The sequence below is a fragment of the Nibribacter koreensis genome, assembly GCF_039541795.1.
Lineage (GTDB): Bacteria > Bacteroidota > Bacteroidia > Cytophagales > Hymenobacteraceae > Nibribacter > Nibribacter koreensis.
Map to the genome: position 1 here is coordinate 448,160 of NZ_BAABGX010000001.1, position 23,682 is coordinate 471,841.

The 23,682-nt window shown below is 48.4% G+C and carries 23 protein-coding genes and 1 tRNA gene; 14 read left to right on the top strand and 10 right to left on the bottom strand.

All coding sequences use genetic code 11. From position 1 onward, the window contains the following. The first annotated feature begins 145 nt into the window (after positions 1–145). The 11 genes from ABD880_RS01885 (at position 146) to cphA (ending at position 10,930) form a co-directional block, all read left to right on the top strand. Positions 146–1,147, top strand: coding sequence for an MBL fold metallo-hydrolase (locus tag ABD880_RS01885; protein ID WP_345161754.1), 1,002 nt, complete (start codon positions 146–148; stop codon positions 1,145–1,147). A 171-nt stretch (positions 1,148–1,318) separates the two neighbouring features. After that, positions 1,319–1,552, top strand: coding sequence for a hypothetical protein (locus ABD880_RS01890; RefSeq protein WP_345161756.1), 234 nt, complete (start codon positions 1,319–1,321; stop codon positions 1,550–1,552). 141 nt (positions 1,553–1,693) lie between these two features. Beyond that, entirely contained in the window at positions 1,694–2,089 is a 396-nt protein-coding gene (locus ABD880_RS01895) for a thioesterase family protein (RefSeq protein ID WP_345161758.1), read from the top strand. Then, entirely contained in the window at positions 2,090–2,563 is a 474-nt protein-coding gene (gene smpB, locus ABD880_RS01900) for an SsrA-binding protein SmpB (RefSeq protein ID WP_345161760.1), read from the top strand. 126 nt (positions 2,564–2,689) lie between these two features. Further along, the gene (locus ABD880_RS01905) at positions 2,690–3,466 is read left to right on the top strand and encodes a C40 family peptidase (RefSeq protein ID WP_345161762.1); all 777 of its coding nucleotides are present in this window, start codon (positions 2,690–2,692) and stop codon (positions 3,464–3,466) included. 261 nt (positions 3,467–3,727) lie between these two features. After that, positions 3,728–4,237, top strand: coding sequence for an HNH endonuclease (locus ABD880_RS01910; protein ID WP_345161764.1), 510 nt, complete (start codon positions 3,728–3,730; stop codon positions 4,235–4,237). Between the two features lie 84 nt (positions 4,238–4,321). Further along, on the top strand, positions 4,322–4,630 hold the full coding sequence (locus ABD880_RS01915; RefSeq protein WP_345161766.1) for a hypothetical protein: 309 nt from the start codon (positions 4,322–4,324) through the stop codon (positions 4,628–4,630). Between the two features lie 293 nt (positions 4,631–4,923). After that, positions 4,924–6,822 carry a 30S ribosomal protein S1 gene (rpsA, locus tag ABD880_RS01920; RefSeq protein WP_345161768.1) on the top strand — a complete coding sequence of 633 codons (1,899 nt, stop codon included), beginning with the start codon at positions 4,924–4,926 and terminating at the stop codon, positions 6,820–6,822. A gap of 131 nt (positions 6,823–6,953) precedes the next feature. Continuing rightward, positions 6,954–7,024 (top strand) — tRNA-Cys (locus ABD880_RS01925). Positions 7,025–7,390: 366 nt separating this feature from the next. Further along, complete coding sequence (locus tag ABD880_RS01930; protein ID WP_345161770.1) at positions 7,391–8,263, top strand: cyanophycinase; 873 nt, start codon at positions 7,391–7,393, stop codon at positions 8,261–8,263. A gap of 36 nt (positions 8,264–8,299) precedes the next feature. Beyond that, on the top strand, positions 8,300–10,930 hold the full coding sequence (cphA, locus tag ABD880_RS01935) for a cyanophycin synthetase (RefSeq protein ID WP_345161772.1): 2,631 nt from the start codon (positions 8,300–8,302) through the stop codon (positions 10,928–10,930). 156 nt (positions 10,931–11,086) lie between these two features. On the opposite strand, the gene ABD880_RS01940 is transcribed toward cphA, so the two are convergent. Continuing rightward, entirely contained in the window at positions 11,087–12,028 is a 942-nt protein-coding gene (locus ABD880_RS01940; RefSeq protein WP_345161774.1) for a hypothetical protein, read from the bottom strand. Between the two features lie 111 nt (positions 12,029–12,139). Between ABD880_RS01940 and ABD880_RS01945 the strand changes: the two genes are divergently transcribed. Next, positions 12,140–12,757, top strand: coding sequence for a methyltransferase (locus ABD880_RS01945; RefSeq protein WP_345161776.1), 618 nt, complete (start codon positions 12,140–12,142; stop codon positions 12,755–12,757). A gap of 149 nt (positions 12,758–12,906) precedes the next feature. Then, a complete protein-coding gene (gene kdsA, locus ABD880_RS01950; RefSeq protein WP_345161778.1) occupies positions 12,907–13,719 on the top strand; it encodes a 3-deoxy-8-phosphooctulonate synthase in 813 nt (270 codons plus the stop codon). A gap of 154 nt (positions 13,720–13,873) precedes the next feature. Here kdsA and ABD880_RS01955 read toward each other — a convergent pair whose 3' ends face one another. Together ABD880_RS01955 and apaG are read right to left on the bottom strand one after the other, a co-directional pair. Then, positions 13,874–14,593: an O-methyltransferase gene (locus tag ABD880_RS01955; protein WP_345161780.1), complete on the bottom strand. Its 720-nt coding sequence runs from the start codon at positions 14,591–14,593 to the stop codon at positions 13,874–13,876. 79 nt (positions 14,594–14,672) lie between these two features. Next, complete coding sequence (gene apaG, locus ABD880_RS01960) at positions 14,673–15,059, bottom strand: Co2+/Mg2+ efflux protein ApaG (protein ID WP_345161782.1); 387 nt, start codon at positions 15,057–15,059, stop codon at positions 14,673–14,675. A 108-nt stretch (positions 15,060–15,167) separates the two neighbouring features. Between apaG and ung the strand changes: the two genes are divergently transcribed. Beyond that, the gene (gene ung / locus ABD880_RS01965) at positions 15,168–15,830 is read left to right on the top strand and encodes a uracil-DNA glycosylase (protein WP_345161784.1); all 663 of its coding nucleotides are present in this window, start codon (positions 15,168–15,170) and stop codon (positions 15,828–15,830) included. A 335-nt stretch (positions 15,831–16,165) separates the two neighbouring features. Here ung and lepB read toward each other — a convergent pair whose 3' ends face one another. From lepB to yidC, 7 genes are all read right to left on the bottom strand, one after another. After that, the gene (gene lepB / locus ABD880_RS01970) at positions 16,166–17,266 is read right to left on the bottom strand and encodes a signal peptidase I (protein ID WP_345161786.1); all 1,101 of its coding nucleotides are present in this window, start codon (positions 17,264–17,266) and stop codon (positions 16,166–16,168) included. A 10-nt stretch (positions 17,267–17,276) separates the two neighbouring features. Next, on the bottom strand, positions 17,277–17,993 hold the full coding sequence (dapB, locus tag ABD880_RS01975; protein ID WP_345161788.1) for a 4-hydroxy-tetrahydrodipicolinate reductase: 717 nt from the start codon (positions 17,991–17,993) through the stop codon (positions 17,277–17,279). 3 nt (positions 17,994–17,996) lie between these two features. Next, positions 17,997–18,644 carry a DUF5683 domain-containing protein gene (locus ABD880_RS01980; protein ID WP_345161790.1) on the bottom strand — a complete coding sequence of 216 codons (648 nt, stop codon included), beginning with the start codon at positions 18,642–18,644 and terminating at the stop codon, positions 17,997–17,999. 1 nt (position 18,645) lies between these two features. Continuing rightward, positions 18,646–19,554: a ParB/RepB/Spo0J family partition protein gene (locus ABD880_RS01985; RefSeq protein ID WP_345161792.1), complete on the bottom strand. Its 909-nt coding sequence runs from the start codon at positions 19,552–19,554 to the stop codon at positions 18,646–18,648. Between the two features lie 18 nt (positions 19,555–19,572). Continuing rightward, positions 19,573–20,352 carry a ParA family protein gene (locus ABD880_RS01990; RefSeq protein ID WP_345161794.1) on the bottom strand — a complete coding sequence of 260 codons (780 nt, stop codon included), beginning with the start codon at positions 20,350–20,352 and terminating at the stop codon, positions 19,573–19,575. 8 nt (positions 20,353–20,360) lie between these two features. After that, a complete protein-coding gene (locus tag ABD880_RS01995) occupies positions 20,361–21,041 on the bottom strand; it encodes a metal-dependent hydrolase (RefSeq protein WP_345161796.1) in 681 nt (226 codons plus the stop codon). 807 nt (positions 21,042–21,848) lie between these two features. Further along, complete coding sequence (gene yidC, locus ABD880_RS02000) at positions 21,849–23,672, bottom strand: membrane protein insertase YidC (protein ID WP_345161798.1); 1,824 nt, start codon at positions 23,670–23,672, stop codon at positions 21,849–21,851. Between the last annotated feature and the right edge of the window lie 10 nt (positions 23,673–23,682).

Below are 23,682 nucleotides of genomic sequence, written 5' to 3' on the forward strand. Positions count from 1 at the left end.
ATAGCCAGTGCGCAAGGGTAGGCTAAGAAGGGCATAAAAATGAACATGCCGGCTTAGTCTCATTTAAAGAAACACAACGCTTATGCACCCTATCACTATTTCTGTTTTTGGCCTGATTTGGTCAAAACAGACCAAAAACGCACCCATGTCCAAAAATCCCACCCCAGACCAATACCTGCTCAACCCTAGCCTGCCTGTCATTAGAGAGAACTGGTCCGGTAACGGGTTTTACAAAGGCCGCTTCTTAAATGAGTTCAGGCCCGGTGACCATTCTCTCAAGAAGGTACTCAAATGGGTAACCCAGCCTAATCCCCAGAAGCAAGAAAAAAAACAGGACACCTGGACGCCGGCCCTTCATGACCCCAAAAAATTTTTGCAAGGAAACCAGGACGGCATGATCTGGCTGGGCCATGCCACCTTCTTTATCCGGTTATCTGGCGTGACCTTTATGACAGACCCTGTCTTCTTTGGCGGACCCATGATGAAGCGAAAGACCGAACTACCCGTACACGTGAAAGACTTGCCAAAGGTAGATTACGTGCTGCTGTCCCACGGCCATTATGACCACTGTGACAAGAAGAGCCTGAAACAGTTGAGAAAACATTCTGCGTTTGAGTTGCTCTGTCCTTTCCATTTAAGCAAAGTTGTACAGAAGTGGCTGCCCCATACTAAAATACAAGAAGCAGGCTGGTACCAGCAGTTTAATTTGCCCGTCGCACCTAAGGTGTTTTTACTGTCAGCTTTTCATTGGCACAAGCGTGGCTTGCTGGATGAAGACACCTGCCTCTGGGGAAGCTTCATGCTGCAGGGGCCTTCGCATACGCTCTACTTTGGGGCAGATTCTGGGTATGAGCGGCATTTCAAGGAAGTGCAGAAACTGTTCCCAAACATTGACACCGCCATACTGGGCGTGGGTGCGTATAGTCCCAACTTTATGATGCGCGACAGCCACACCAACCCAGAGGAAGCTGTACAGGCCTTTCATGACCTGGGCGCCAGACAAATGGTGCCCATGCACTACGGCACCTTTGACCTCTCAGATGAGCCCAGCAGTGAACCGGTGAACAAGCTAAAATCCCTTGAAAAGTCTGGCGCCTTAAAAGGAGAGTTGCGCATTTTAGGCTTGGGTGAACCCTTGTTTTTTTAAATAGGTAACTACGCTCATTTTTGGCTTGTTTTCCAAGAAATAGGCCAAAAACGGAAGTAACTCTGCTGCCAGTCAAAAGGAGATTTGCCAAGGTTCTCAACTCCACTCTTTGACCCAAGCCCATTGTTTTGCGTATGAATGGTTATCCGTTTCACTTAAACCACTAGGATTATGGCGAATGAACTGAATAAGAACCGTGATGACCGCAAGGATAAATTAGGCAACCCTAGCTCAGAGACAAAAGGCGATGCCATGAAAAATAGAGTAGTACAACCAGATGCTTCTTCAGATGAACGGCACACCAAAGACATGCCGGGTGTCCCTAACCAACAAGGCGGAAGCAGAGGCGCTAGAAGCGTAGACGATGGCGGCCAGAGCACAGGTAGCTCAGCCGGAAGTCACTAAGGTTGGTAACCACCTTGCCCAAACGCCTCGTTTGCAACTTGCAGACGGGGCGTTTGCGGTTTAAATAGGTCTTGTGACCGAATTGCCAAAGTAGCATGATAAGGCCAGTGTGCGTACTTTGCAGCAAAAACCACCCGTAACATGCAAGACCTGTTCCAGCTAGGAGACCAAAAGACGTATATGAAAGCGGTAACATCGGCAGACTTTGCGCAATTTGAGGCAGGTTTAGTGCACCCGGTCTGCTCTACGTTCGCCTTGGGCCAAGCCATGGAATGGGCCAGCCGCCTGTTTGTGCTGGAGATGAAAGACGCAGACGAGGAAGGCATAGGCACCATGTTGCACATAGACCATCAAGGCCCGGCCTTTGCCGGCGAAACCTTGCAGGTGGTGGCCACTTATAAAAACCTGACCGGCAACGCACTGCTCTGTGATATTTCCGTACACGCAGGAGAACGCTTGGTGGCCACCGGCCAAACCGGCCAGAAGATTTTGAAAAAAGAGAAGTTACACCGACTTTTGACGAACAAACCCCAGTAGATGGCGAAAGGAAAAGAGAAAGACAGACTGCAGAAAACGGTGAGCATTGTCAACCGGAGGGCGAGCTATGAGTATTCCTTCATAGTGAAGTACACGGCGGGCATCATGCTCAAGGGCACTGAGATCAAATCCATCCGGGAGGGCAACGTGAACCTGACCGATGGCTACTGCACTTTTCATGGCCTGGAGCTTATTCTGCACCAGGTCACCATTGCCAAATACACAGAGGGTACGCATTACAACCATGAGCCCACCCGGGACCGCAAACTGCTCTTAAACAAGCGCGAACTCAAGCAGCTCAAGGAGAAGGCGCAGGAGCAAGGCGTCACCATCATTCCCTTGCGCCTGTTCATTAGTGAGCGCGGCTTCGCCAAGGTAGAGATTGCCCTGGCCAAGGGTAAAAAACTCTTTGACAAACGGGATGACATCAAAGAACGTGACATCAAGCGCGAAATGGCCCGCGAACGCTATTAGCGCCAAAGGCGTCAATTAAAAATTAAGAATTAGAAATTAGAAATTGCCAACGCCTCTAATTGTTCTAATCCTTACAGGGCACAGCCCCATTTCTAATTTCTAATTTTGAATTTCTAATTAACATAAGTGAACGTCGGGATTTGTAAGCTGAGTTTGGTGCCGGTGAGAAGAGAGCCAGCCGATAGGAGTGAGCAGTTAACGCAGCTTATCTTCGGGGAGTGCTATGAGGTGCTGCAGACCCAGGACAAGTGGCTACAGATTAGAACCGTGGCCGACGACTACCAAGGCTGGATAGATTACAAACAGCACACGCCCGTGTCAGATGCCTATTACCAGGAATGGGCCACCATAGAGCATCCGCGGTCCATGGACATAGTGCAGACCGTGAGTGGTGCCGATGTGGTCATTCCCATTATGGTGGGCAGTCGGCTTCCGTTCTTTGATGGCATAAACATTAGGGTAGGCGAGGAGAAGATGGTCTACAACGGCCGCGCCACCAATCCGTCTTTGCCCTACCGCGAGAACTTCCTGCAGAAAATGGCCCTGCTGTTTCTGAAAGCACCCTATGTCTGGGGCGGTAAATCGGTGTTCGGGCTGGATTGTTCTGGCTTTGTACAACAAGTGTACGGTCTTTGCGGGCATTCCCTGTTACGCGACGCCTACCAGCAGGTGGTGCACGGCCAAGAGGTTCATTTTGTGACCCAGACCCGTCCCGGCGACGTGGCTTTCTTTGACAATGAAGAAGGCCGCATTGTGCACGTGGGCATTGTGCTGGAAGACCAGCAGATCATCCATGCCTCTGGTGAGGTGCGCATAGACCAGCTAGACCACCACGGCATCTACAACCGCGAGCTTAAGCGCTACACCCACAAATTACGCATCATTAAGCGAATTCTTTCCTAAGAACAGGCCAAACGGTGTAACTCAAAATAAGTATATTCAGTTTTTAAGTATCTGGAAGTTTCTGTGTATCTTCCTGTTAGAGTTTGTTTAAACTTTGATTTTGAAAGCGAGAAATGGAAGCGGAAGGTTCTGGCGAAGCCATTTTTGAGCAGCGTAGCCAAGCTACGGTGTGAGGAAATGACGAGGCCAGGTTCTTTTGACTCCATTTAGTAGCGCAAAAGACAAGGTTAAACATGCTCTCAACTTTTAGCTGGATGTCTTATGAACGGAAAAGTCCTCTTGCTGAATCAAGATTATTCAGCCATTGCCGTGTGCAGTATTCCCAAAGCCTTCGTGCTTTTATGCCTGGAGAAGGCCGAAATGATTGCCCAGGACCAGCTAAACGGGTACCATACCGTGCGCACGTTTTATCCCTTGCCTCAGGTTATCAGGTTGCAACACTATGTGCGCGTACCCTACAAAGGCATCTCCTTAACCCGCCAGAATGTGATGCGCCGCGACCGCCATTGCTGTCAATACTGTGGCTCCACCAGAAATTTAACCTTAGACCATCTGGTGCCTCGTTCCCGGGGCGGTGAGACTTCTTGGTACAATTTGATCACGGCTTGCTCCAGGTGCAACTCTCTCAAAGGGGATAGGACACCAGAAGAAGTGTCCATGAAGCCCGCCAGCAAACCGCATAAGCCATCTCTGGTTTCCTTCCTACGCAATAGTATTCAGGAGATGGATCACGTCTGGTTGCCGTATCTGGGAGAGCGAGTGCGGGCATGAATTTTAACTGTATCTTAGGCTTTCATTACAATTCCACTTCTTATGAAAAATATAGGCCTACTTTTTTTCGCGTTTCTCTGTCTTGTGACTCTTAATTCACAAGCGCAGGGCGGTAAAATGATCTACTCAGCCCCTAAGGAGAAATCGCAAGGGGTTATTTACCAGAAACCAACGCCGTATTGTGTCATTAAAATCAAGGATAGCCTTACCGTTGTGATGCAAAGCGAAATCAGAAAGATGAATTCTGAATGGTTTGATAAGGTAGAAGTCTTCAAAGGCCAGACCGCCATAGACCTGTATGGCGAGAAGGCCAAAGATGGTGCCATTGTCATTACCATTAAAGAAGCAAACGCAGAAGAGGCACAGCTGTATTTGAATAGTAGAAAAGAATAAGGATTCAACAGATTTTGGTGGAAGCCCCGTTTTTGGCCTGTTTTCTGGAAAACAGGCCAAAAACGGGGCTCTTCTTTTAAAGCCATTCACAGAATTGGTTACTCTTTGAAAATCAAACACTCAAAAGAGAATATCGCTGAGCCTTATCTAATTCTATCTGGAAATTTTGTAACTTCGCGGCGCGTTCAAGGTGAATGCCGCAGTCTTTGAGTAAAGATTGTGTCTGTTTTAGAAACTACGCTTGGGCAAGTGGCTCATAGTTCAGGCGTTATATTCTGGGCCAATGCTTATCTATGGCAAATTTAGAAGATTTTGACTGGGGAAAATTTGATTCTCAGGGCTTCGGCGGTTCTTACTCTGCATCAGAGAGAGCCGAAATGGAGCAAATGTATGCCGACACCCTGAACACCGTTCAGGAAGAGGAAGTGATTAAAGGTACCGTTGTTGGTATCACTGATCGCGACGTAATCTTGAACATCGGCTTTAAGTCTGATGGTCTGGTTCCGGTTTCTGAATTCCGCGACATGCCGGATTTGAAAATCGGTGATGAGGTTGAGGTATTCATTGAGGATCAGGAAGACCCGAACGGTCAGTTAATCCTGTCTCGTAAGAAAGCCAAAATTGTGAAAGCGTGGGAGATGATCTACGGCGCTTTGGAGCACGACACTGTACTGGAAGGTGTAGTGAAACGCAGAACCAAAGGTGGTTTGATCACAGACCTTTACGGTGTAGAGGCCTTCTTGCCAGGTTCACAAATTGACGTGAAACCAATCCGCGACTTCGACATTTATGTTGGTCGTAAGATGGAAGTGAAAGTGGTGAAAATCAACGCCGCTTTTGATAACGTAGTGGTATCGCACAAAGTGTTGATCGAGAAAGACCTTGAGCAACAGCGTGCCGCCATCTTGAACAACCTTGAAAAAGGTCAGGTTCTAGAAGGTGTGATCAAAAACATGACCAACTTCGGTGTGTTCATCGACTTGGGTGGTGTTGACGGTCTACTACACATCACAGATATTTCATGGGGACGCATCAACCACCCACAAGAGGTGTTGGAGCTAGACCAGAAAGTAAACGTGGTAGTGTTGGATTTTGATGACGACAAGAAGCGTATTTCTCTAGGTATGAAGCAATTGACGGCTCACCCTTGGGATGCACTTCCTGGCGAAGTGGAAGTTGGCTCACGCGTGAAAGGCAGAATTGTAAACGTAGCCGATTACGGTGCGTTCTTAGAATTGATGCCAGGCGTAGAAGGCTTAATCCACGTGTCAGAGATGTCTTGGTCTCAGCACCTACGCAACCCACAAGACTTCATCAAGCAAAATGATGAAATTGAGGCAGTTGTGTTGACCTTGGACAGAGATGAGCGCAAAATGTCACTAGGCATTAAGCAATTGTCTGAAGATCCTTGGACTAAGCAAGATGTATTGACTAAATACGCAGTGGGTACTAAGCACACAGGTGTTGTTCGTAACCTAACTAACTTCGGCTTGTTCATTGAACTAGAAGAAGGCGTAGACGGTCTGGTACACGTGTCTGACCTTTCTTGGACTAAGAAAATCAAGCACCCTTCTGAGTTTGTGAAAGTGGGTGAGAACCTGGATGTAATCGTTCTTGAATTGGACGCTACTTCTAGACGTCTGGCCCTTGGTCACAAGCAACTAGAAGAGAACCCTTGGGATACGTTCGCAACTGTATTTACAGTAGGTTCTACGCACAAAGCCACTGTGTTGGAGAAATCTGACAGAGGTGCTACGCTAGAGTTGCCTTACGGTATTGAAGGTTTCGCGTTCCCTAAAGGCTTGGCCAAAGAAGACGGTTCTGCCGTTGAAGCTGGTGAGCAATTGGATTTCAAAGTAACTGAGTTCTCTAAAGAAGATCGTAAGATCATCTTGTCGCACACTGCTAGCCACACGGCTCAGCCAGAAGATGCTAAGAGAAAGAAATTTGAGAAGAAAGACGCTCCGGCCGCTGGTACAGCTAAAACTGCTGCCCCTGCTGCTCCTAAGAAAGAAGAAGTACGTGCTACTTTGGGCGACTTAGACGCACTTTCTGCCTTGAAGGATCAAATGATGTCAACTGAGAAAGAAGCTGGTGAGAAGAAATTAGCTGCTGCTGCCAAAGCACGCACTGAGAAAGCTCCAGAAGCTGACGCTCCTGAGTCTACTGAAGCAACTGAGTCTGCTGAGTAATCTCAAGTTCATATCAAATTTATAGAGAAGAGCCCCAAGCAGTTGGGGCTCTTTTTTTGTGCCTAGGGTGATTTTTTGCAGATAAAATTGGCCTCATATTAAAATGGGTGTATATTTGCATTCCCAAACACGGTAACGTGGCCGAGTGGCTAGGCAGAGCTCTGCAAAAGCTCGTACAGCGGTTCGAATCCGCTCGTTACCTCACCTGGACAAGATGACCCTTTCAGATTTAGTTCTGAGAGGGTTTTTCTTTTTCAGTCTAGTCTAGTTCATGAAACTGGGATAGAACCACTCCTTTGCTTTCCTCTACAAAATTTCTCCTCTGGTCTTTTACTGTGCGGCTCGGCCACGTGTCTTTTTAACTGATTAAAACAGGTCTCAGTACTTTCCGTATGCTGTTTTTGTGGTTACACGCAAATATTCAAAACCTCTAATCTTTTTGCTATTTTCTGCGTACCCCCTACGTCTGCAAGCGTGAGCAAAACCTGCCTCTACAAGAGTGCGTGGGCGTTTTAATCTCAAGTCAGGCAAGAAGGCATTATCTAGGCTATAAGGAGAGGGTATGACTGTGAAAACAGTAGAAAGAGAAGAGATTTTTAAGTCTTCCATTGAATATAAGACGCCCAATGGCATTTTGATTGCCATTGGCGGGGCAGAAAGCAAAGGCGCTACAGATGAGCATGCAGAAATTGCAAACCATAACTACGTCAAATTTGAGATTCTGCAACGCTTTGTGGATGAGTTAAAGGTTAAAAACCCCTTAGTGGTAGTCATTCCAACCGCCTCAGAGTCGCCGGAGGCCGTAGGCCAGGACTATGTACGCGTCTTCAGGAAACTGAAAGTGAAAAACGTCAAGGTCCTGAACATTGCCTCACGGGAGGATTCTTGCCAGGAAGAGTACCTGGCTCTTATCCAAAAAGCAACCGGTGTTATGTTCACCGGCGGCGATCAACTGCGGCTTACCTCCATCTTTGGCGGGACTGAGATCATGCGGTTGATTAAATACCGCTATTACAAAGATAAGCTGGTCATTGCCGGTACCAGCGCTGGGGCGGCTGCCATGTCTACGCAAATGATCTTTCAAGGCAAAAGTGAGGGGTTCATCAAAGGATCTGTGAGCATTACCGCCGGACTAGAATTGTTAAATGATGTGGCCATAGACACCCACTTTATTGCCAGAGGCCGTATTGTAAGAATGGTACAGATGATTGCCACCAACCCCACTTTCATTGGTATTGGCCTGGAAGAAGACACCGGCGTAGTAGTGAAGAAGGGCAACCAGCTAGAAGTGATTGGCAGCGGCCTGGTGACCATAGTAGACGGCAGAGAAAGTACCTACACCAATATTTATGAGATAGATGAGGGCGCCCCGGTGACCATGCGGGACTTACGGGTTCATTTATTGGGAAAAGGTGACACCTACACCTTAGAAATTTTCTAACACCTACACATACAAGATCCATACAGTACTAATTGAATGAAAATCGCAGAAATACGCGTCATGCGTGGACCTAATTTTTGGTCTGTTAAGCACCCGAAGATTGTAGTATTGAAGTTGGACATGGAGAACTATGATGGAGTTCTCACCACCCACCTGGATGGTTTTGCACGTAAGTTGGAGCAGATGTTCCCGGGCATGATAGAGCACCGCAGCACAGATGGCCAGGAGGGAGGCTACCTTAGAAGAGTGCATGAAGAAGGCGTGCCTTTAAGCAACGTAGTAGAGCACGTAGCCCTGGAGTTACAGACCATGGGCGGTATGAACTCGGGCTTTGGAAGAACCTACCCCGCGCCGCAGCCAGGCTTTGAATATGTAGTATTCTCCTACCAGGAAGAAAAAGCCGGGGTCTATGCCGCGCACGCCGCCCTTAGGGTGGTCAACGCCTTAGCCAAGAACGAGTCATATGACATTGGCCCAGACGTGCATGAGTTGCATGAGATACGGGAAGACGAGCACATTGGACCAAGCACCTACGCCATTGTCTCTGAAGCAGTGGCCAGAGGCATTCCTTACATCAGGCTCAACAAGAACTCACTGATCCAGCTAGGCTATGGCGTCAACCAGAAGCGCATACAGGCCACCATGACCTGTCGCACCGCTTCTTTTGCCGTAGAGATTGCCGGCGATAAAAACGCCACCAAAGACATGCTGCGCGAGGCGGGCGTACCAGTGCCAGAAGGAGACATTGTCTATGATTTAAAAGAACTCAAGGAGGCCGTTAATTACTTGGGCTATCCCATTGTCACCAAGCCCTTAGACGGTAACCATGGCAAGGGCGCAGGCATCAATCTGCGGTCTTGGGATGAAGCCGTTATTGGGTTTGAGGCCGCTCAACAATACTCAGAAGCCGTGATTGTGGAGCAGTTTATTGAGGGCTATGACTTCAGGCTGTTGGTTGTGAACCGCAAGTTTGTAGCGGCGGCCAAGCGCACGCCGGCCATGGTCACAGGTGATGGTCAGTCTACCATCCAGCAACTCATTGACCAGGTGAACAGTGACCCACGCCGCGGTGTAGGCCATGAAAAGGTGCTTACCAAAATCTCTATTGACAAAGACACGCAAGGCATTCTCCATAAGAAAGGCTATACCCTGGACACGGTCATTGCCGACGGCGAAGAACTTCAATTAAAAAGCACCGCCAACTTATCTACGGGCGGTACGGCTACAGACGTCACGGACCTTATTGACCCGTACAACGTGCTCATGGCGGAACGCATTGCCGGTACCATTGGCCTGGACATCTGCGGGATTGACGTGGTGACCTCAGACATTGCCATACCCTTGCCAGAAGCCCGCGGTGCCGTCATTGAAGTGAATGCCGCGCCGGGCTTTAGAATGCACACCTCGCCCACAGACGGTTTGCCACGTAACGTAGCCGAACCTGTGATTGACATGCTGTTTCCGGGTAATTGTCCTTCCAGAATTCCTATCATTGCCATTACGGGTACCAACGGCAAAACCACTACCACGCGTCTCATTGCCCATATGGTCAAGTCTGCTGGCTACCAGGTAGGGTTTACCACCACAGACGGCATTTACATACAAGACAAGATGCTGGAGAAAGGGGACACCACTGGTTCTAAAAGCGCCGAGTTTGTCTTGCGTGACCCTACCATCAACTTTGCCGTTTTAGAGTGCGCACGGGGCGGTATGTTGCGCTCTGGTCTGGGTTTTCAGCAGTGTGACATTGGCATTGTGACCAACGTAGCCGAAGACCACATGGGCTTGCGCGACATCTACACCCTGGAAGACATGGCCCGCGTGAAAGCCGTTGTCCCTAAGAGCGTGAGCAAAGACGGTTACTCTATCCTCAACGCAGATGATGACCACGTCTTTGACATGGCCAAGGAGGTAGAGTCTAAGGTAGCCTTCTTTAGCATGGATGAGAACAACCCTCGTATCTTAAAGCATGTGGCCCAAGGAGGCCTGGCGGCAGTCTTTGAGAACGGCTACATCTCTATCTTCAAGAATACCTACAAGATTAGGGTAGACCGCGTGGCAGACATTCCGCTGACGTTTGGCGGACGGGCAAAATTCAACATTGAGAACGTACTGGCCGCCACCTTGGCGGGCTATATTTCTCATTTTGAGATTTCAGAGATTAAGACGGCATTGCGCACCTTCATTCCTTCGGCTAGTAAGACGCCAGGCCGCATGAACCTCTTTAAATTCCCCACCTTTGAGGTGTTGGTGGACTATGCGCACAATCCAGCCGGCATGAAAGGCGTAGCCGAGTTCTTGAAAAATACGGATGCCCGCAAGCGTGTGGGCGTTATTGCCGGCGTGGGCGACAGACGGGACGAGGACATGGTGGAACTAGGCAGAATGGCCGCCGAAATGTTTGACGAGGTCATTGTGCGCCAGGACAAAGACACCCGGGACCGCAATCCTGAAGAAATCAACCGGAATGTAATAGAGGGTATTATGAAGGCAGACCCCAATAAACCCTACCGCGTGATTCCGCAGGAGATGGTGGCCATTGCCTATGCCCTGGAGCACGCAGAACGCAACTCCTTCATCACCATCTTCTCTGAAGACATCTCTGAAGCCATTAAACTGGTGGAGAACTTCAAGACCATCCAAGACAGACGCGTAATGGTAGACTAATTTATTGAGAGATTGAATGATTGAGAGTTTGAATGAATACTTTAAATAGTTACTCACTCATTTTCTCATTAACTCAATCAGTCATTTCATAAAAATAGCCCCAAACCGGACATCCGATTTGGGGCTATTTTTATGAAAACAGGCTAAAAACGCCGGCTATTTCAATGTGAAGCTGGCCGTGCCAATTAAGTAACCACCAGAGTACAACTCAATGGTGTGCTTGCCAGGCTTGTAGGCGGCTCCTTTTGAATACAAGAAAGTCACCTGCTGTTGAGAGTTGTCAAACACGATGTCTCTTTTTGAGGTGTAAAACACTTCTTTGCCTTCGTGCTCAAACGTGCCAGATCCCATGGCCAGGTTGTAGAGGGGAGACCCATCTGGCTCAATCAAGCGCATCTGAATCTCTTTGCTTTCTTTGGGAGCCACCTCGTTCTTGGCTAGGTTGAACATGATTTTGATTTTGTCCACCTGCTTTGCCCTGAACTCCATGTCATCGTCCTCCTTCTCTTTGCCTCTGTCATTTAAGATGGTCACGCGCACGTTCTGGGCCTCTAGCTTGGAGGCCAGGTTCACCTTGTCTACCAGTGCCTGGTTATCAGTGGCTAAGGTAGTGATGGAGTCAGAAAGTTTATTCTGGGTGGTTCTTAAGTCTGTGTTTTGAACGTGCAGTTCCTCGTTGGCTACCTGCAGTTTGGCTATTTCCTCGTCCTTACGTTTAAGAGCGGTTTCTAGGCCGGCGGCGCGGTCTCTAAAGCGCTTCTGGTCTGCTAAGGAGAAGCTGCCGTTTCTGAACGAGCGCAGCTGCGCCAAGTCTGCGTTGATAGCGGCAATGCGGGTTTCCAGAGAGTCATTGGTCAGACCCATGGCTTTCAACTCGCTGTTCTGGCGTTCAAAGTCTGCCTTTAGGGTTTCATATACCTTGATCTGATTCTCAAGCTCAGTGCTTTTTACCTCAATAATCTCTTTCTGCTCCTCATTCTCTTGCGTCTTCTGCTGTTGCATGTAAATCAAGATGCCGTTGATACTCAGGAGTACAATGATTAAACCTACTACTAACAGTTTACGGTTGCTATCCTTTTCAGGGGTCTCAGTGGCCATAGGATGGGTATATGGGTTGGTAAATAGTAATGCACGGCGTACCGTATCCTTACAAAAATACGGTTCTCTCTATCCTTTGCAAATCTCCATAGAAAATACTTCCTTACGGGTATGCAAACTAAACCAGAATTAGACGCCAGCTATTGGTCCAATAGGTACCAGCAAAAGGAGACCGGATGGGATGCAGGTTTTATCACTACTCCCTTAGAAGCGTACATTAACCAACTGGCCAGTAAAGACATGGCCATCTTGATACCAGGCTGTGGCCATGGCCATGAGGCCGAGTATCTGCACAAGCAGGGCTTTACCAACGTCTATATCATGGATTTCGCGCCAGAGCCGCTGGAGCGCTTTAAAAGCCGAAACCCTAACTTTGAGGCAGAGCATTTGTTGCAGCAAGACTTTTTTGCAGAGACTCACTTCACGTTTGACTTAATTTTGGAGCAGACCTTTTTCTGCGCCTTGCCTAAGGAGATGAGACCCGACTATGCCAGAAGGATGTTTGAGCTCCTCAAACCCGGTGGGAAATTAGTAGGTGTTTTGTTTTCTGAAGAGTTTGAGACCCAGGGACCGCCCTTTGGAGGAACACCCCCGGAGTACCAAGCTTATTTTGAACCCTATTTTACGTTTAAGGTCTTTGAGCCCTGCCATAACTCCATTCCGCCACGCCAAGGCCGGGAATGGTTTATGATTCTGGAACGCCGCTCAAAGCCTCAGTTTATCGCCTAGAATATGTACTTTTGTGCTTAAGACCTAACTCAGCTCAAGTGCATCGTTTTTGGCCTGTTTTCCAGAAAATGAGCCAAAATCGGGAGGCAAAATCGTAAAGGTTGGCTTGCACTGTTTCCTTCATTACTGTTCATTGATTACTGCCCAACATGACTATCTCCATTCCTAAATTACAACATACAGATTCTGGCAACTTCTTCTTGATGGCCGGCCCTTGCGCCATTGAGGGCGAAGAAATGGCCCTGCAGATTGCCGAAGAACTGGTGCGCATCACCAACCGTTTGCGTATTCCGTTAATCTTCAAGGGTTCTTACCGCAAGGCCAACCGATCTCGCCTGGATTCCTTTACAGGCATTGGCGATGAGAAGGCTCTTAAGATTCTGGCCAAGGTGAGCGAGACGTTTGGCGTACCTACGGTCACGGACATTCATGAGAGTCATGAAGCCGCTATGGCTGCTGCTTATGTAGACGTGTTACAGATCCCAGCCTTCTTGTGCCGGCAGACAGATTTATTAGTGGCCGCCGCCCAAACCGGGAAAGTGGTGAACATCAAAAAAGGCCAGTTTCTGTCTGGGGAGTCCATGCGCTTTGCCGTAGACAAGGTGAAGGAGTCTGGTAACGCTAATGTCATTTTAACGGACCGTGGCAATACGTTCGGGTACTCAGACATGGTCGTGGATTTCAGGAACATTCCCGCCATGCAAGAAAACCAGGTGCCGGTGGTGATGGATGTGACGCATTCTCTACAACAGCCCAACCAAGCCTCAGGTGTGACCGGTGGCAAGCCTGCCTTGATTGAGACTATTGCCAAAGCGGCCATTGCCGTGGGCGCAGATGGACTCTTCATTGAAACCCATCCAACACCCGCCACTGCTAAATCTGATGGCGCCAACATGCTTCAATTGTCTAATTTAGAAGGACTTCTGGAGAAGCTGGTGAGAATTAGAGAAGCAGTTAAATAATGATTAATGATTAATGATTAATTGGTAAGAATCCAGAATTATAAATTAATCACTTACAGCAAAGTCCCCGTTTTTGGCCTGATTTTAAGAAATCAGGCCAAAAACGGGGACTTTGCTTTTTGCCTATTAATCATTCGTCATTAATCACTAATCATTAGTAGCGTAGCGTAAAATTTTGCTTGGGTTGGTTTTTCCGGAAGAAGACGAGGCCCATGTAGAACAGGTCTACCGTGATCATTACCTGCGGGTGGGCTTTGATTTGTTTCCAGGCCTGGGACATTTCACTGGACCAATAGATGTCATCAAAAATAAACACGCTGTCTTCATGGGCTTTCTGCAGACATTGCTCAAAGTAGGCAAGGGTAGGGGCCAGACGGTGGTTGCCGTCAAAAAACACGAAGTCCACTTTCTCCAGCGTGTCCAAGGTCTCAGGAAGGGTAGCGTCTAGATTTCCTTCCACCAGCTGCACGTTTTTGAGTCTCAGTTTAGCAAAGTTTTGACGAGCTTGTGCGGCAATGGCTGGGCAACCTTCAAAGGTATATACGTTAGCCTTCTGTCTAGCCAAAGCCAGATAAGCCGTGGTCAAGCCCAAAGACGTACCCAGTTCCAGGATGGTGTCTGGCTTAAAATGGTTGGCCAGCCTAAACAACAATTGGCCTAAGCGCGGCGGTTTGGCGGAAGTTTTGGCAATGTCTGAGATGCGCTTTTTTTTGGTTCTGCCAGAATGGGAGCCGGCGCCAAAGTCAGTGACTTCTAGCAAGGTTTTGTCTTCCAGCAGTTCATCGCGCAGGCTTTCTACCAGGTCATAGGCAGTATAGTGGCCCGTATGGTGAATGATGAAACAGTAGAGATTGAATACAAACGGGGAGTGCAACCCATGCGCATTCCCTGACCGCCACCAAAAGGAGGCGTATCGTAAAACTATGCCAGCGTGCTGCAAGAAAGAGGAGCGGTTAGTTGAGCTTATAGGGAACAATCAAGGTGAATTCTGGGATGGTGGCGTAGAACTGTCTGCCGTCTACCAGGCGCTCCATCAAGAAGGTGCCCGCCATTTTGCCAATGCCTGTCTTTAAGTTACAGCCAGAAACATACTGGTGACTCTCGCCGGGTTCTAAGACTGGTTGTTGGCCTACCACACCTTCGCCCTCTACCTCGCGTATTTCATTGTTAGAATCAAAGATGTGCCAGTGGCGGCGTAACAACTTTACTGTAAATTCGCTGTTGTTCTCAATGGTGATCTTGTAGGCGAAAACAAAGTGCTGCTGCGCCGGACTAGAATAGTCTGGGAGGTAGTTGGTGGTGACCACTACGTTTACTCCTTGGTTTGTTTTCGTATCCATGCGTGCCGTTGATTGGTAAGAAAGAAACAGCTATCCTGGTGGATTAGTTTAGCCAGCCGGATTCATACCCTAAAAATACGTGAAAATCCTTTAAAGATATAGAAATCTATGCAGGTAAAGATAGAATCAAGTTGGCAAGCCGTTTTGCAGGACGAGTTTACTAAGCCTTACTTCCAGAAAGTAACCCAGTTTGTCAAGGAAGAATACACCCGCACCGAGGTTTATCCCCCCGGCAGACTCATCTTTCATGCCTTTCAGGAATGCCCCTTTGACCAGGTGCGCGTGGTGATACTGGGCCAGGACCCATACCACGGCAAGGGACAGGCTAATGGTCTGGCGTTCTCTGTGGCAGACGGTATGCGTACACCGCCTTCTTTGCAAAACATCTTCAAAGAGATTCAGGCAGACCTGGGTAAGCCTATTCCGGCATCGGGTAACCTGGAGCGCTGGGCCGAACAGGGCGTACTGTTGTTGAACGCTACCTTAACGGTACGGGCGCATGAGGCAGGTTCGCACCAGAAGAAAGGCTGGGAGGAGTTTACGGACGCGGTCATCAAGAAAGTATCTGACGAGAAGGAGCACGTGGTCTTCATGCTCTGGGGCGCCTATGCCCAAAAGAAGGGCATGATCATAGATGAGCGAAAGCATTTGGTGTTGAAAGCCGCGCACCCGTCACCCTTCGCCGCCGACAAAGGCTTCTTCGGCACCCGCCACTTCAGTAAGGCCAATGCCTATTTGAAGGAGCATGGTCTGCGGGAGATTGATTGGTAAAATTAAATGGCATCAATAAAGCAAAGGGCACCTTACTAAAAAGCTGACCTTTGCTTTATGTACAGATCTCATTTTTGGCTTATTTCTTGGAAAATAGACTGAAAACGGAAAGATTGTTCAATGCCCTTATAAATGCAGCTCCGGCAAATTTTCATGGGCGGGGGCTATTCTGCTTGTTGGTGATTACATCACCAAGTGCAAGTGATTTGGAATCTCATCTATTTAGCAATACCATCATAAAGAAGAAGGCCACCTCAAATAAGGTGGCCTTCTTCTTTATATTCCAATTCGTTTTTAGCCTCATTTTTGAAAAACAGGTCAAAAACGATTGTTCTTTATTCAATGCCCTTGAAAATGCGGCTCCAGCGGATTTTGTTTAACAGGCCTTCATTCGGGTCGGCAGACATCCAGACCAGGACGGCTTTGCCTACCACGTGATCTTCTGGCACGAAGCCCCAGTAGCGGGAGTCCAGGGAGTCATGGCGATTGTCGCCCATCATCCAGTAGTAGTCCTGTTTAAAGGTATATTCCTTGATTTCTTTTCCGTCAATCAGGATGTTGTCAGAATTAACGATTACGTTTTGGTTGCCTTCATATCTTCTGATGACCATCTCATACAAAGGAATGGTTTGGGCGTTTATCTGCACCGTCATGCCTTCTTTGGGTACCACAAAAGGCCCGAAGTTGTCTTTGTTGTACGGGTACATGGACGGCTTGAACGGGAACACCTTGGCGTCTACCATGCCGGCCGTGTCACTCTGTAACTGTATGCGCTGAATGAAATCATAGCCAGCCAATTTCTTGGCAGTTGCCGCAGACGTGTTGATCTGGTAGCCTTGTACGCCGTAGGTTGGGTAAATGTCTGTGATGTTATGCTCCTTGAAGAACTTAGGCGTGATAGGGTCCTTGCTTAACAGTAAATAAGAATACTGCACCTGCTCAGGCTCTGGTAACAGCTTGCCATTGATGTAGGTCTGCATGTTGCGCATCTCAATCTTGTCACCGGCAATTGCAATGCAGCGTTTGATGTAGTTGGTGCGTAAATCTGCAGGGTGTTGCTCTTCGGGTGGATAGTTGAACACCACCACGTCATTGTTCTTAACAGAGGTAAAGCCCGGCAGGCGGTGTGATTTTAGTTGGATGGCGCTAGAATATGACGGGATGTCCGTTCCCCAAATGGTCTGGTGCGTTAACGGTACCTGCAAGGGCGTCATGGGCGTGCGCGGACCATAGTGCAACTTGCTCACAAAAAGGTAATCACCCACCAGCAAAGACTTCTCCATAGACGGAGTGGGGATGGTGTAGGCCTCAAAAGTGGCCCATCTAATAAGAGTGGCGGCCACCACGGCAAAGAGAATAGCATCTCCCCATTCGCGCAAAAAACCTTTGCGTTGCTTTGGCTTTGATTCTTTCTTAGTCCAGAAACGGGTGCTCATGTATTCTTATTTAAAGTTGCAATAAATCATTCATGCCAAACACGCCCTGCTTGCCTGGCAACCACTCAGCGGCCAAAATGGCACCGGCGGCAAACCCATCTCTGCTATGCGCAATATGATTCAGTTCCAGCGTGTCATTGGCAGAGGTGTACTGTACCATGTGGGTGCCTACTACTTCGCCTTCGCGCTCAGATTCAATTCCTAACAAGTCCTCTGAGGTGGTTTTGTCGTTTACCCAGCCTTGTTTGGTTGGGTACTGCTTCAGGATGCCTTCGGCAATGGAGAGGGCGGTACCGCTGGGCTGGTCTAGTTTGTGTACGTGGTGGATTTCCTTTACCTGCACGCCGTACTCTGGGTATTGCTGCATCTTCTTGGCCACGTACTCATTAAAGTGGAAGAACAGATTTACGCCCACGCTAAAGTTAGAAGCATATAACAAGGCGCCGTTGAGTTCCTGACACTTGGCCTCCACTCTAGGTAGATCCTGTAACCATCCTGTAGTGCCACATACCACCGGTATGCCTAGTTCAAAGCAAGTGAGGATGTTGTTGACCGCGGCCGCCGGGCTGGTAAATTCAATGGCCACGTCTACCTGGTCTTTGGTGTAGGAAGAAAGCTGGTGCGCATCCTCTACCGTCAGGGCCGCTACAATTTGATGTCCTTTGGCTAGGGCAAGACGTTCAATGGTATGACCCATTTTTCCGTAGCCAATAAGCAGAATGCGCATTTGTTACTTTTTAAGATTGAGTTGCAAGGTGAACATGGGGGCGTAGCTGGTATTGGCCATCCTTTGAAGACCAGGAGTAAACTGCAAGGAGAGGTCATCGCTTACATCAAAGCCCTTTAAATGCGCATCTACGTGTGCTTCCATCACATTTAAGCCATACGCCACCACTGCCAAGATAATATCTAAATCTCTATATTTCCTGAAAAAGTCTCTGGATCTGCGTAAGTTGTTGGTGCCTTGGTCATTAGCAAGGTCAATTTTATAATTGCCGTTGTCTACGTAAGCATCTACCGTGGCGGGGTCTCCATCTGTGCGGTACCGGTAAGCCGTGGCAAAGGTCTGGTACTTGCGATTGTTGTCATAGATAAAATACCCGATCACCGCGCCGGTGGCATATACCAATGGAATCTTCCAATAACTCTTGTTGTACGCCTGACCCAGGCCTGGCAGTACGGCAGAGTAAAAGGCGGCCTTGGCAGGCTTGCTCCAGTCCGTCAAGAACCGTTTCTTAGCCGCGGTGGTATCAATGGCTGCCGCGGCCGGTACTAGTACAGAGTCAGGGGTTGCTGTAATGACTTGTGCCTTTGCCTCTGGTAGAAAACCAAAAGCAAAGGCACAGAAGAAGATAAATACGGCTATACTAGACCGCATATTAGGCGTAGTTTAAGATTTCTAAAATTCGGTTTAGGTCATCTACAGAAACAAACGGGATCTTGATTTCGCCTTTGCCCTCTGCCGTTGACTTGACCTGGATGCGGGTGCCAAAATAGGTAGACAACCTGGATTCTACCCGCTTCACTTCATTTTCTAACGGATGTAGGTTGAGTTTGGTCTGCGGATCTGGCTTTTTGTTTTCCTGGTTGATCTTTCTAACCAACTCCTCCACCTTTCTAACCGACAATTCCTCATTCACGATCTTGCGGTACACCTCCAACTGCATCTCCACGTCTTCCATGTTGATGATGGCGCGGGCGTGGCCCATAGAAATCAAGTTGTCCCTGATGCCAATCTGGATGTCTGGCGGAAGCTTTAACAAACGCAGGTAGTTGGTCACCGTGGTGCGCTTCTTACCTACGCGGTCGCCTAGTTCCTCCTGCTTTAAGCTACACTCCGTTAAAAGACGTTGGTAGCTGAGGGCAATTTCTATGGCGTTGAGGTTTTCGCGCTGGATGTTCTCAATCAAGGCCATTTCCAGCATCTGCTGGTCATCTGCCTTTCTGATGTACGCAGGGATTGCCTCCAAACCGGCCAGTTTAGCGGCCTGGAAACGACGCTCACCAGAAATCAACTGATAGGCGTCTGCACTCAGCTGACGTACCGTGATGGGTTGAATGATGCCTTGTACTCTTATGGACTCGGCTAATTCCTCTAACGCAGTTTGGTCAAAGTGCGTGCGGGGCTGAAACGGGTTGGTTTCAATCTGGGTTAAAGCAATGTCCGCGATGGTATTGACGGCGTTAGGGGTGGAGGGAGTTTCCTTGCGGTCATAACTCCCCGATATAAGGGCATTGAGGCCTCTTCCAAGGCCTCCTGGTTTTTTCTTGGCTGAATTATCAGTCATGTAGGTTCTCTTCTAAAATTATTGGGCCACGGCTACGCCGTTTTTCTCCACAATCTCTTTGGCCAGGTTCAGGTAACTGATGGCGCCTTTGCTTTCTGCGTCATGCAAAATGGCCGGCACCCCAAAAGAAGGGGACTCACTCAACTTCACGTTTCTAGGAATGATGGTGTCAAACACCATCTGCTGGAAGTGCATTTTCACTTCTTCCACCACTTGGTTGGACAAGCGCAGACGCACGTCATACATGGTCAACAGCAAGCCTTCAATCTCCAGGTCCGGGTTCAGGCGGGACTGGATGATCTTGATGGTGTTGAGCAATTTGCCCAAGCCTTCTAGGGCGAAGTACTCGCACTGCACCGGGATGATCACCGAGTCTGCGGCCGTCAAGGAGTTCACCGTGATGAGACCCAGAGAAGGCGAGCAGTCAATGATGATGAAGTCATACTTGTCCTTAAACGGCACCAGCACTTCCTTCATCTTTTCCTCGCGGTTGGGCAGGTTAATCATCTCAACCTCAGCGCCTACCAGATCTATATGCGACGGAATCAAATCCAGGAAATCTATAGGCGAGGTCATGATGATGCTGTTGGCGTCAATGCCATCTACCATGCACTCATAGATGCTGTTCTCAATATCTTTGGGGTCGAAACCGATCCCAGAGGTGGCATTGGCCTGCGGGTCTGCATCTACCAGCAAGGTCTTAAATTCTAAAGCGGCTAAGCTTGCTGCCAGGTTAATGGCCGAAGTAGTTTTACCTACTCCGCCTTTCTGGTTGGCAACGGCAATTATTTTTCCCATTCTAAAGATTACAGTTCTATGGTTTGACCAATCTCCATCAATATCAACTCCTTCTGCTGGCGTCTGGCTAGTTCCAGAGAGGCCACATGATCAATTTCTATGTAAGGGAAGGTATCATAATGCATCCCTATTATTTTTTTCGTGTTCACGTAATTGGCGGCTACCAGGGCATCCTCCACGTCCATGGTGAAGTTGTCCCCAATGGGTAGCATGGCAAAATCTACCTTATAACGCTCACCAATCAATTTCATGTCTAGCGTCAGGGCAGTGTCACCGGCAAAGTAGAACGTCTTCTCAGCGCCTTCTACCACAAAGCCAGCGGCCGTGCCAGCATAAGTCCCGTCTGGCAAGGAACTGGAGTGAATGGCGTTCACCATTTTCACGGTTCCAAACGGCAGATGCACCTTGCCTCCAATGTTCATGGGGTGCACCTTGTCAATGCCCTTCTTTTGGTACCAAGTTACAATCTCAAAGATGGCCACCAGGGTAGCACCTGTTTTCTTGAGCAGGTACTCAGCGTCTGCCACATGGTCTGCATGCCCGTGTGACAGCAGTATGTAATCACACTCAATCTGATCCAACTCAATCTCAGAGGCCAAGGGGTTGGCCGAGATGAAGGGGTCAAAAAGCACTTTGGTTCCGCCCACTTCAAGCAGGAAACAAGATTGGCCGTAGTAAGTGATGTTCATGGTAGGAGACTTTCTAAGTTCGCGCTATACTAAACATTTCATGCTTTCACAAAGATACGGGAATTAAAAGATACTTTTTAGTGCAACTTATTAACACTTAGCAGGTATTTATCCCCATTTTTAGAAGATCTCTACCTTAAGTGGAGGTAATGATTGGATTGTCTAACGATTTGACAGCTAAGGCAGAAAGGAAATTTTAAGGGCAAGTTGCAGGTAAAAGAATCACTTTAGCCAAGCAAGACGCCAAGAATCCCAATTGGTACGATTCATAGAATCCTTAACCCGGAAATAACTCTTAAAAATTCTTCTGATAAACGATAGTTTGAAAGGTCAAGGAGTATCCAGCTGGGCTTATTTTCACTATACGTAAGCAGGCGTTTTTGGCCTCTTTTCCGATAAATAGCCCAAAAACGACCAATGCTTTCTGCATCCTAACGCCGGTATATGAAAGGCCGTGTATACATGTAGGAACAATCCGCCAAGTCACCTTTAGGCGTTCCTTGGGACGAAAAAGCCGTGCTTAAGTTAGAATATCAGTAAGAGTAGGAGGTAGTTCAGTTGCTTTAAGCGCTGAAAGTTGCTGCCGTCAAAAGTGCAATGCCTTAGAGGTTAGCGCGGCCTGCTCAGGTTTATGGTAATCCTTCTTACTCGCTTAAGGTCGTTTTTGACCTGATTCCTGGAAAAAAGCCCAAAAACGGTTTGGTGGAACGGGTGTCTACACATACTGCTTCCTAACGTCCTTAACTTACCACAAACGAAAAGAGCCCGACCATGTGGCCGGGCTCTTCTTATCTCAATAAAGCAAGATTACTTGGTCTTCTTGCGCTGGGCTTCTTTTTCAGCGGCCGCTTTCATAGCATCCTGAATCTTCTTCTGGAAACCACCCTTCGGTTCTTTGCCTTTGTTCTTGGCTTGGTATTCCTCCAGGTTCTGACGGATTTTGGCGTCATCTACAAACTTTCTAATCAAGGCCTGCTGCCCGAAGGTCACAATGTTTGACACAAAGTAGTAGAAGCTCAAACCGGCCGGGAAGCTGTTCAACACAAACATGAAGATGATGGGCATCAGGTACGAGTAGAACTTCATGGGGCCCTGGATGGAGCTTACCTGGTTGTTAGACCACGTGTACAAGATGGTAGAGGCGGTCATCAACAAGGTGAACATACTCACGTGGCTGCCATAGAATGGTATGGTGAACGGCAACTTGGCAAACACGTCATAGGTGCTCAAGTCATGTGCCCATAAGAACGGCTCCTGACGCAACTCAATGGAGTTTGGAAAGAAGTTGTACATGGCAAACAAGATAGGAATCTGCAAGAGCATAGGAATACAACCGCTCATGGGGTTCACACCCATCTTGGAATAGAGCGACATGGTTTCTGCCTGCGTCTTCTGCATGTCACCTTCATACTTCTCTTTGATGGCGTCTACCTCAGGCTTTAACACCTTCATCTTAGCCATGGAGATGTAAGACTTATAGGTAAGCGGGCTCAAGATCAATTTGATGTATAACACCAACAAGATGATGATGATACCATAGTTACCGAAGAAATCCTCTAAGAAGTCAAAGGCCGGTAAGATGAGGAGCTTGTTCACATACTTGAAGATACCCCAGCCCAGCTCAATGTTCTCGTCAAAGCCCTCAGTAGTGTTCTCCAGGATGTCATGATCATTGGGCCCGAAGTAATAGGTAAAATGCGCTTTGTTGGACAAGGCGTCTTGCACCGGAATGCCCAGAGTAGAGCGCAAGGTTTTAATGCCAACCGTATCAGTATCCGGCAGCACCTCCACGCGCATCTCGGCGCTTTCAAAGGCATTCTGCGCAATGATGGCAGCCGTGAAGAAGTTCTGCTTGTTGGCTACCCATTTCACAGGCTCCTCCAGTTTGACAGTCTCATTCTCAGTGGCGCTGGCCGAAATATTGTCAAAGTCGCCCTCTGCGGTATAGAAGTTAACGGTAGAGTGGGCGCGGTTTTGCTTCACGTCCTTCTCCAGGCGCTTCAGGTTGTCGGTCCAAGTGAGCATGATGGGCTTTTGGGCCACCATCTGCTCCATGCCTCTAAAGTTTAGCTGGTAACCAACCTCATAGGACTGGTCCACCAAGGTGTAGACCTGCTCAATGGTTTGGCCGGGGGCCACTTGCGCCGAGAATGTAATCACCTTGGCTGGCAATTTGTTGACCGTGGTGTTTTTAACGGCAGACGGCTGGAAGAACAAGTCGTTCAGCCTTACGGTGCGGCCAGAATTGGTCTGGAACGCAAATACCTGCTCACTGCTTCCTTTGTCAAAAAGCAAAAGCGCCTTCTGGTTCCAGGTCTTGTAGTTCTTAAGTTCTACCTGCTCGACGGCGCCGCCCTGGCTGCCCAGCGTAAGCTTAAGCACTTGGTTCTCTAGGGTGATGGTTTGGTTTTGACCGGTGGCCAGGGCGCTAAACTCACCTAACTGGGCCACGCGCTGCGCTGCCACTAAAGAATCGTTTACTTGCGTAGCAGGCGCAGTTGAGGCTGCCACCTGTGTTTCTGTCTTTTTGGGAGCAGGGGTGGCCGGCGTGGGCTCCTGCATGAAGAACATGCTATAGACTAGCATGATTACGGCAATCAGGCCCAAGCCTATTGCGGAATTCCTATCCATAAATAATGTT

What these genes read in the sequence shown, in the direction of transcription:
- ABD880_RS01995 (WP_345161796.1), bottom strand. Translation starts at nt 21,041, where the DNA reads ATGAACATCACTTACTACGGCCAATCTTGTTTCCTGCTTGAAGTGGGC.
- rpsA (WP_345161768.1), top strand. Translation starts at nt 4,924, where the DNA reads ATGGCAAATTTAGAAGATTTTGACTGGGGAAAATTTGATTCTCAGGGC.
- apaG (WP_345161782.1), bottom strand. Translation starts at nt 15,059, where the DNA reads ATGGATACGAAAACAAACCAAGGAGTAAACGTAGTGGTCACCACCAAC.
- ABD880_RS01890 (WP_345161756.1), top strand. Translation starts at nt 1,319, where the DNA reads ATGGCGAATGAACTGAATAAGAACCGTGATGACCGCAAGGATAAATTA.
- yidC (WP_345161798.1), bottom strand. Translation starts at nt 23,672, where the DNA reads ATGGATAGGAATTCCGCAATAGGCTTGGGCCTGATTGCCGTAATCATG.
- ABD880_RS01945 (WP_345161776.1), top strand. Translation starts at nt 12,140, where the DNA reads ATGCAAACTAAACCAGAATTAGACGCCAGCTATTGGTCCAATAGGTAC.
- ABD880_RS01885 (WP_345161754.1), top strand. Translation starts at nt 146, where the DNA reads ATGTCCAAAAATCCCACCCCAGACCAATACCTGCTCAACCCTAGCCTG.
- ABD880_RS01985 (WP_345161792.1), bottom strand. Translation starts at nt 19,554, where the DNA reads ATGACTGATAATTCAGCCAAGAAAAAACCAGGAGGCCTTGGAAGAGGC.
- dapB (WP_345161788.1), bottom strand. Translation starts at nt 17,993, where the DNA reads ATGCGCATTCTGCTTATTGGCTACGGAAAAATGGGTCATACCATTGAA.
- ABD880_RS01980 (WP_345161790.1), bottom strand. Translation starts at nt 18,644, where the DNA reads ATGCGGTCTAGTATAGCCGTATTTATCTTCTTCTGTGCCTTTGCTTTT.
- cphA (WP_345161772.1), top strand. Translation starts at nt 8,300, where the DNA reads ATGAAAATCGCAGAAATACGCGTCATGCGTGGACCTAATTTTTGGTCT.
- ABD880_RS01940 (WP_345161774.1), bottom strand. Translation starts at nt 12,028, where the DNA reads ATGGCCACTGAGACCCCTGAAAAGGATAGCAACCGTAAACTGTTAGTA.
- ABD880_RS01990 (WP_345161794.1), bottom strand. Translation starts at nt 20,352, where the DNA reads ATGGGAAAAATAATTGCCGTTGCCAACCAGAAAGGCGGAGTAGGTAAA.
- kdsA (WP_345161778.1), top strand. Translation starts at nt 12,907, where the DNA reads ATGACTATCTCCATTCCTAAATTACAACATACAGATTCTGGCAACTTC.
- ABD880_RS01910 (WP_345161764.1), top strand. Translation starts at nt 3,728, where the DNA reads ATGAACGGAAAAGTCCTCTTGCTGAATCAAGATTATTCAGCCATTGCC.
- lepB (WP_345161786.1), bottom strand. Translation starts at nt 17,266, where the DNA reads ATGAGCACCCGTTTCTGGACTAAGAAAGAATCAAAGCCAAAGCAACGC.
- smpB (WP_345161760.1), top strand. Translation starts at nt 2,090, where the DNA reads ATGGCGAAAGGAAAAGAGAAAGACAGACTGCAGAAAACGGTGAGCATT.
- ABD880_RS01895 (WP_345161758.1), top strand. Translation starts at nt 1,694, where the DNA reads ATGCAAGACCTGTTCCAGCTAGGAGACCAAAAGACGTATATGAAAGCG.
- ung (WP_345161784.1), top strand. Translation starts at nt 15,168, where the DNA reads ATGCAGGTAAAGATAGAATCAAGTTGGCAAGCCGTTTTGCAGGACGAG.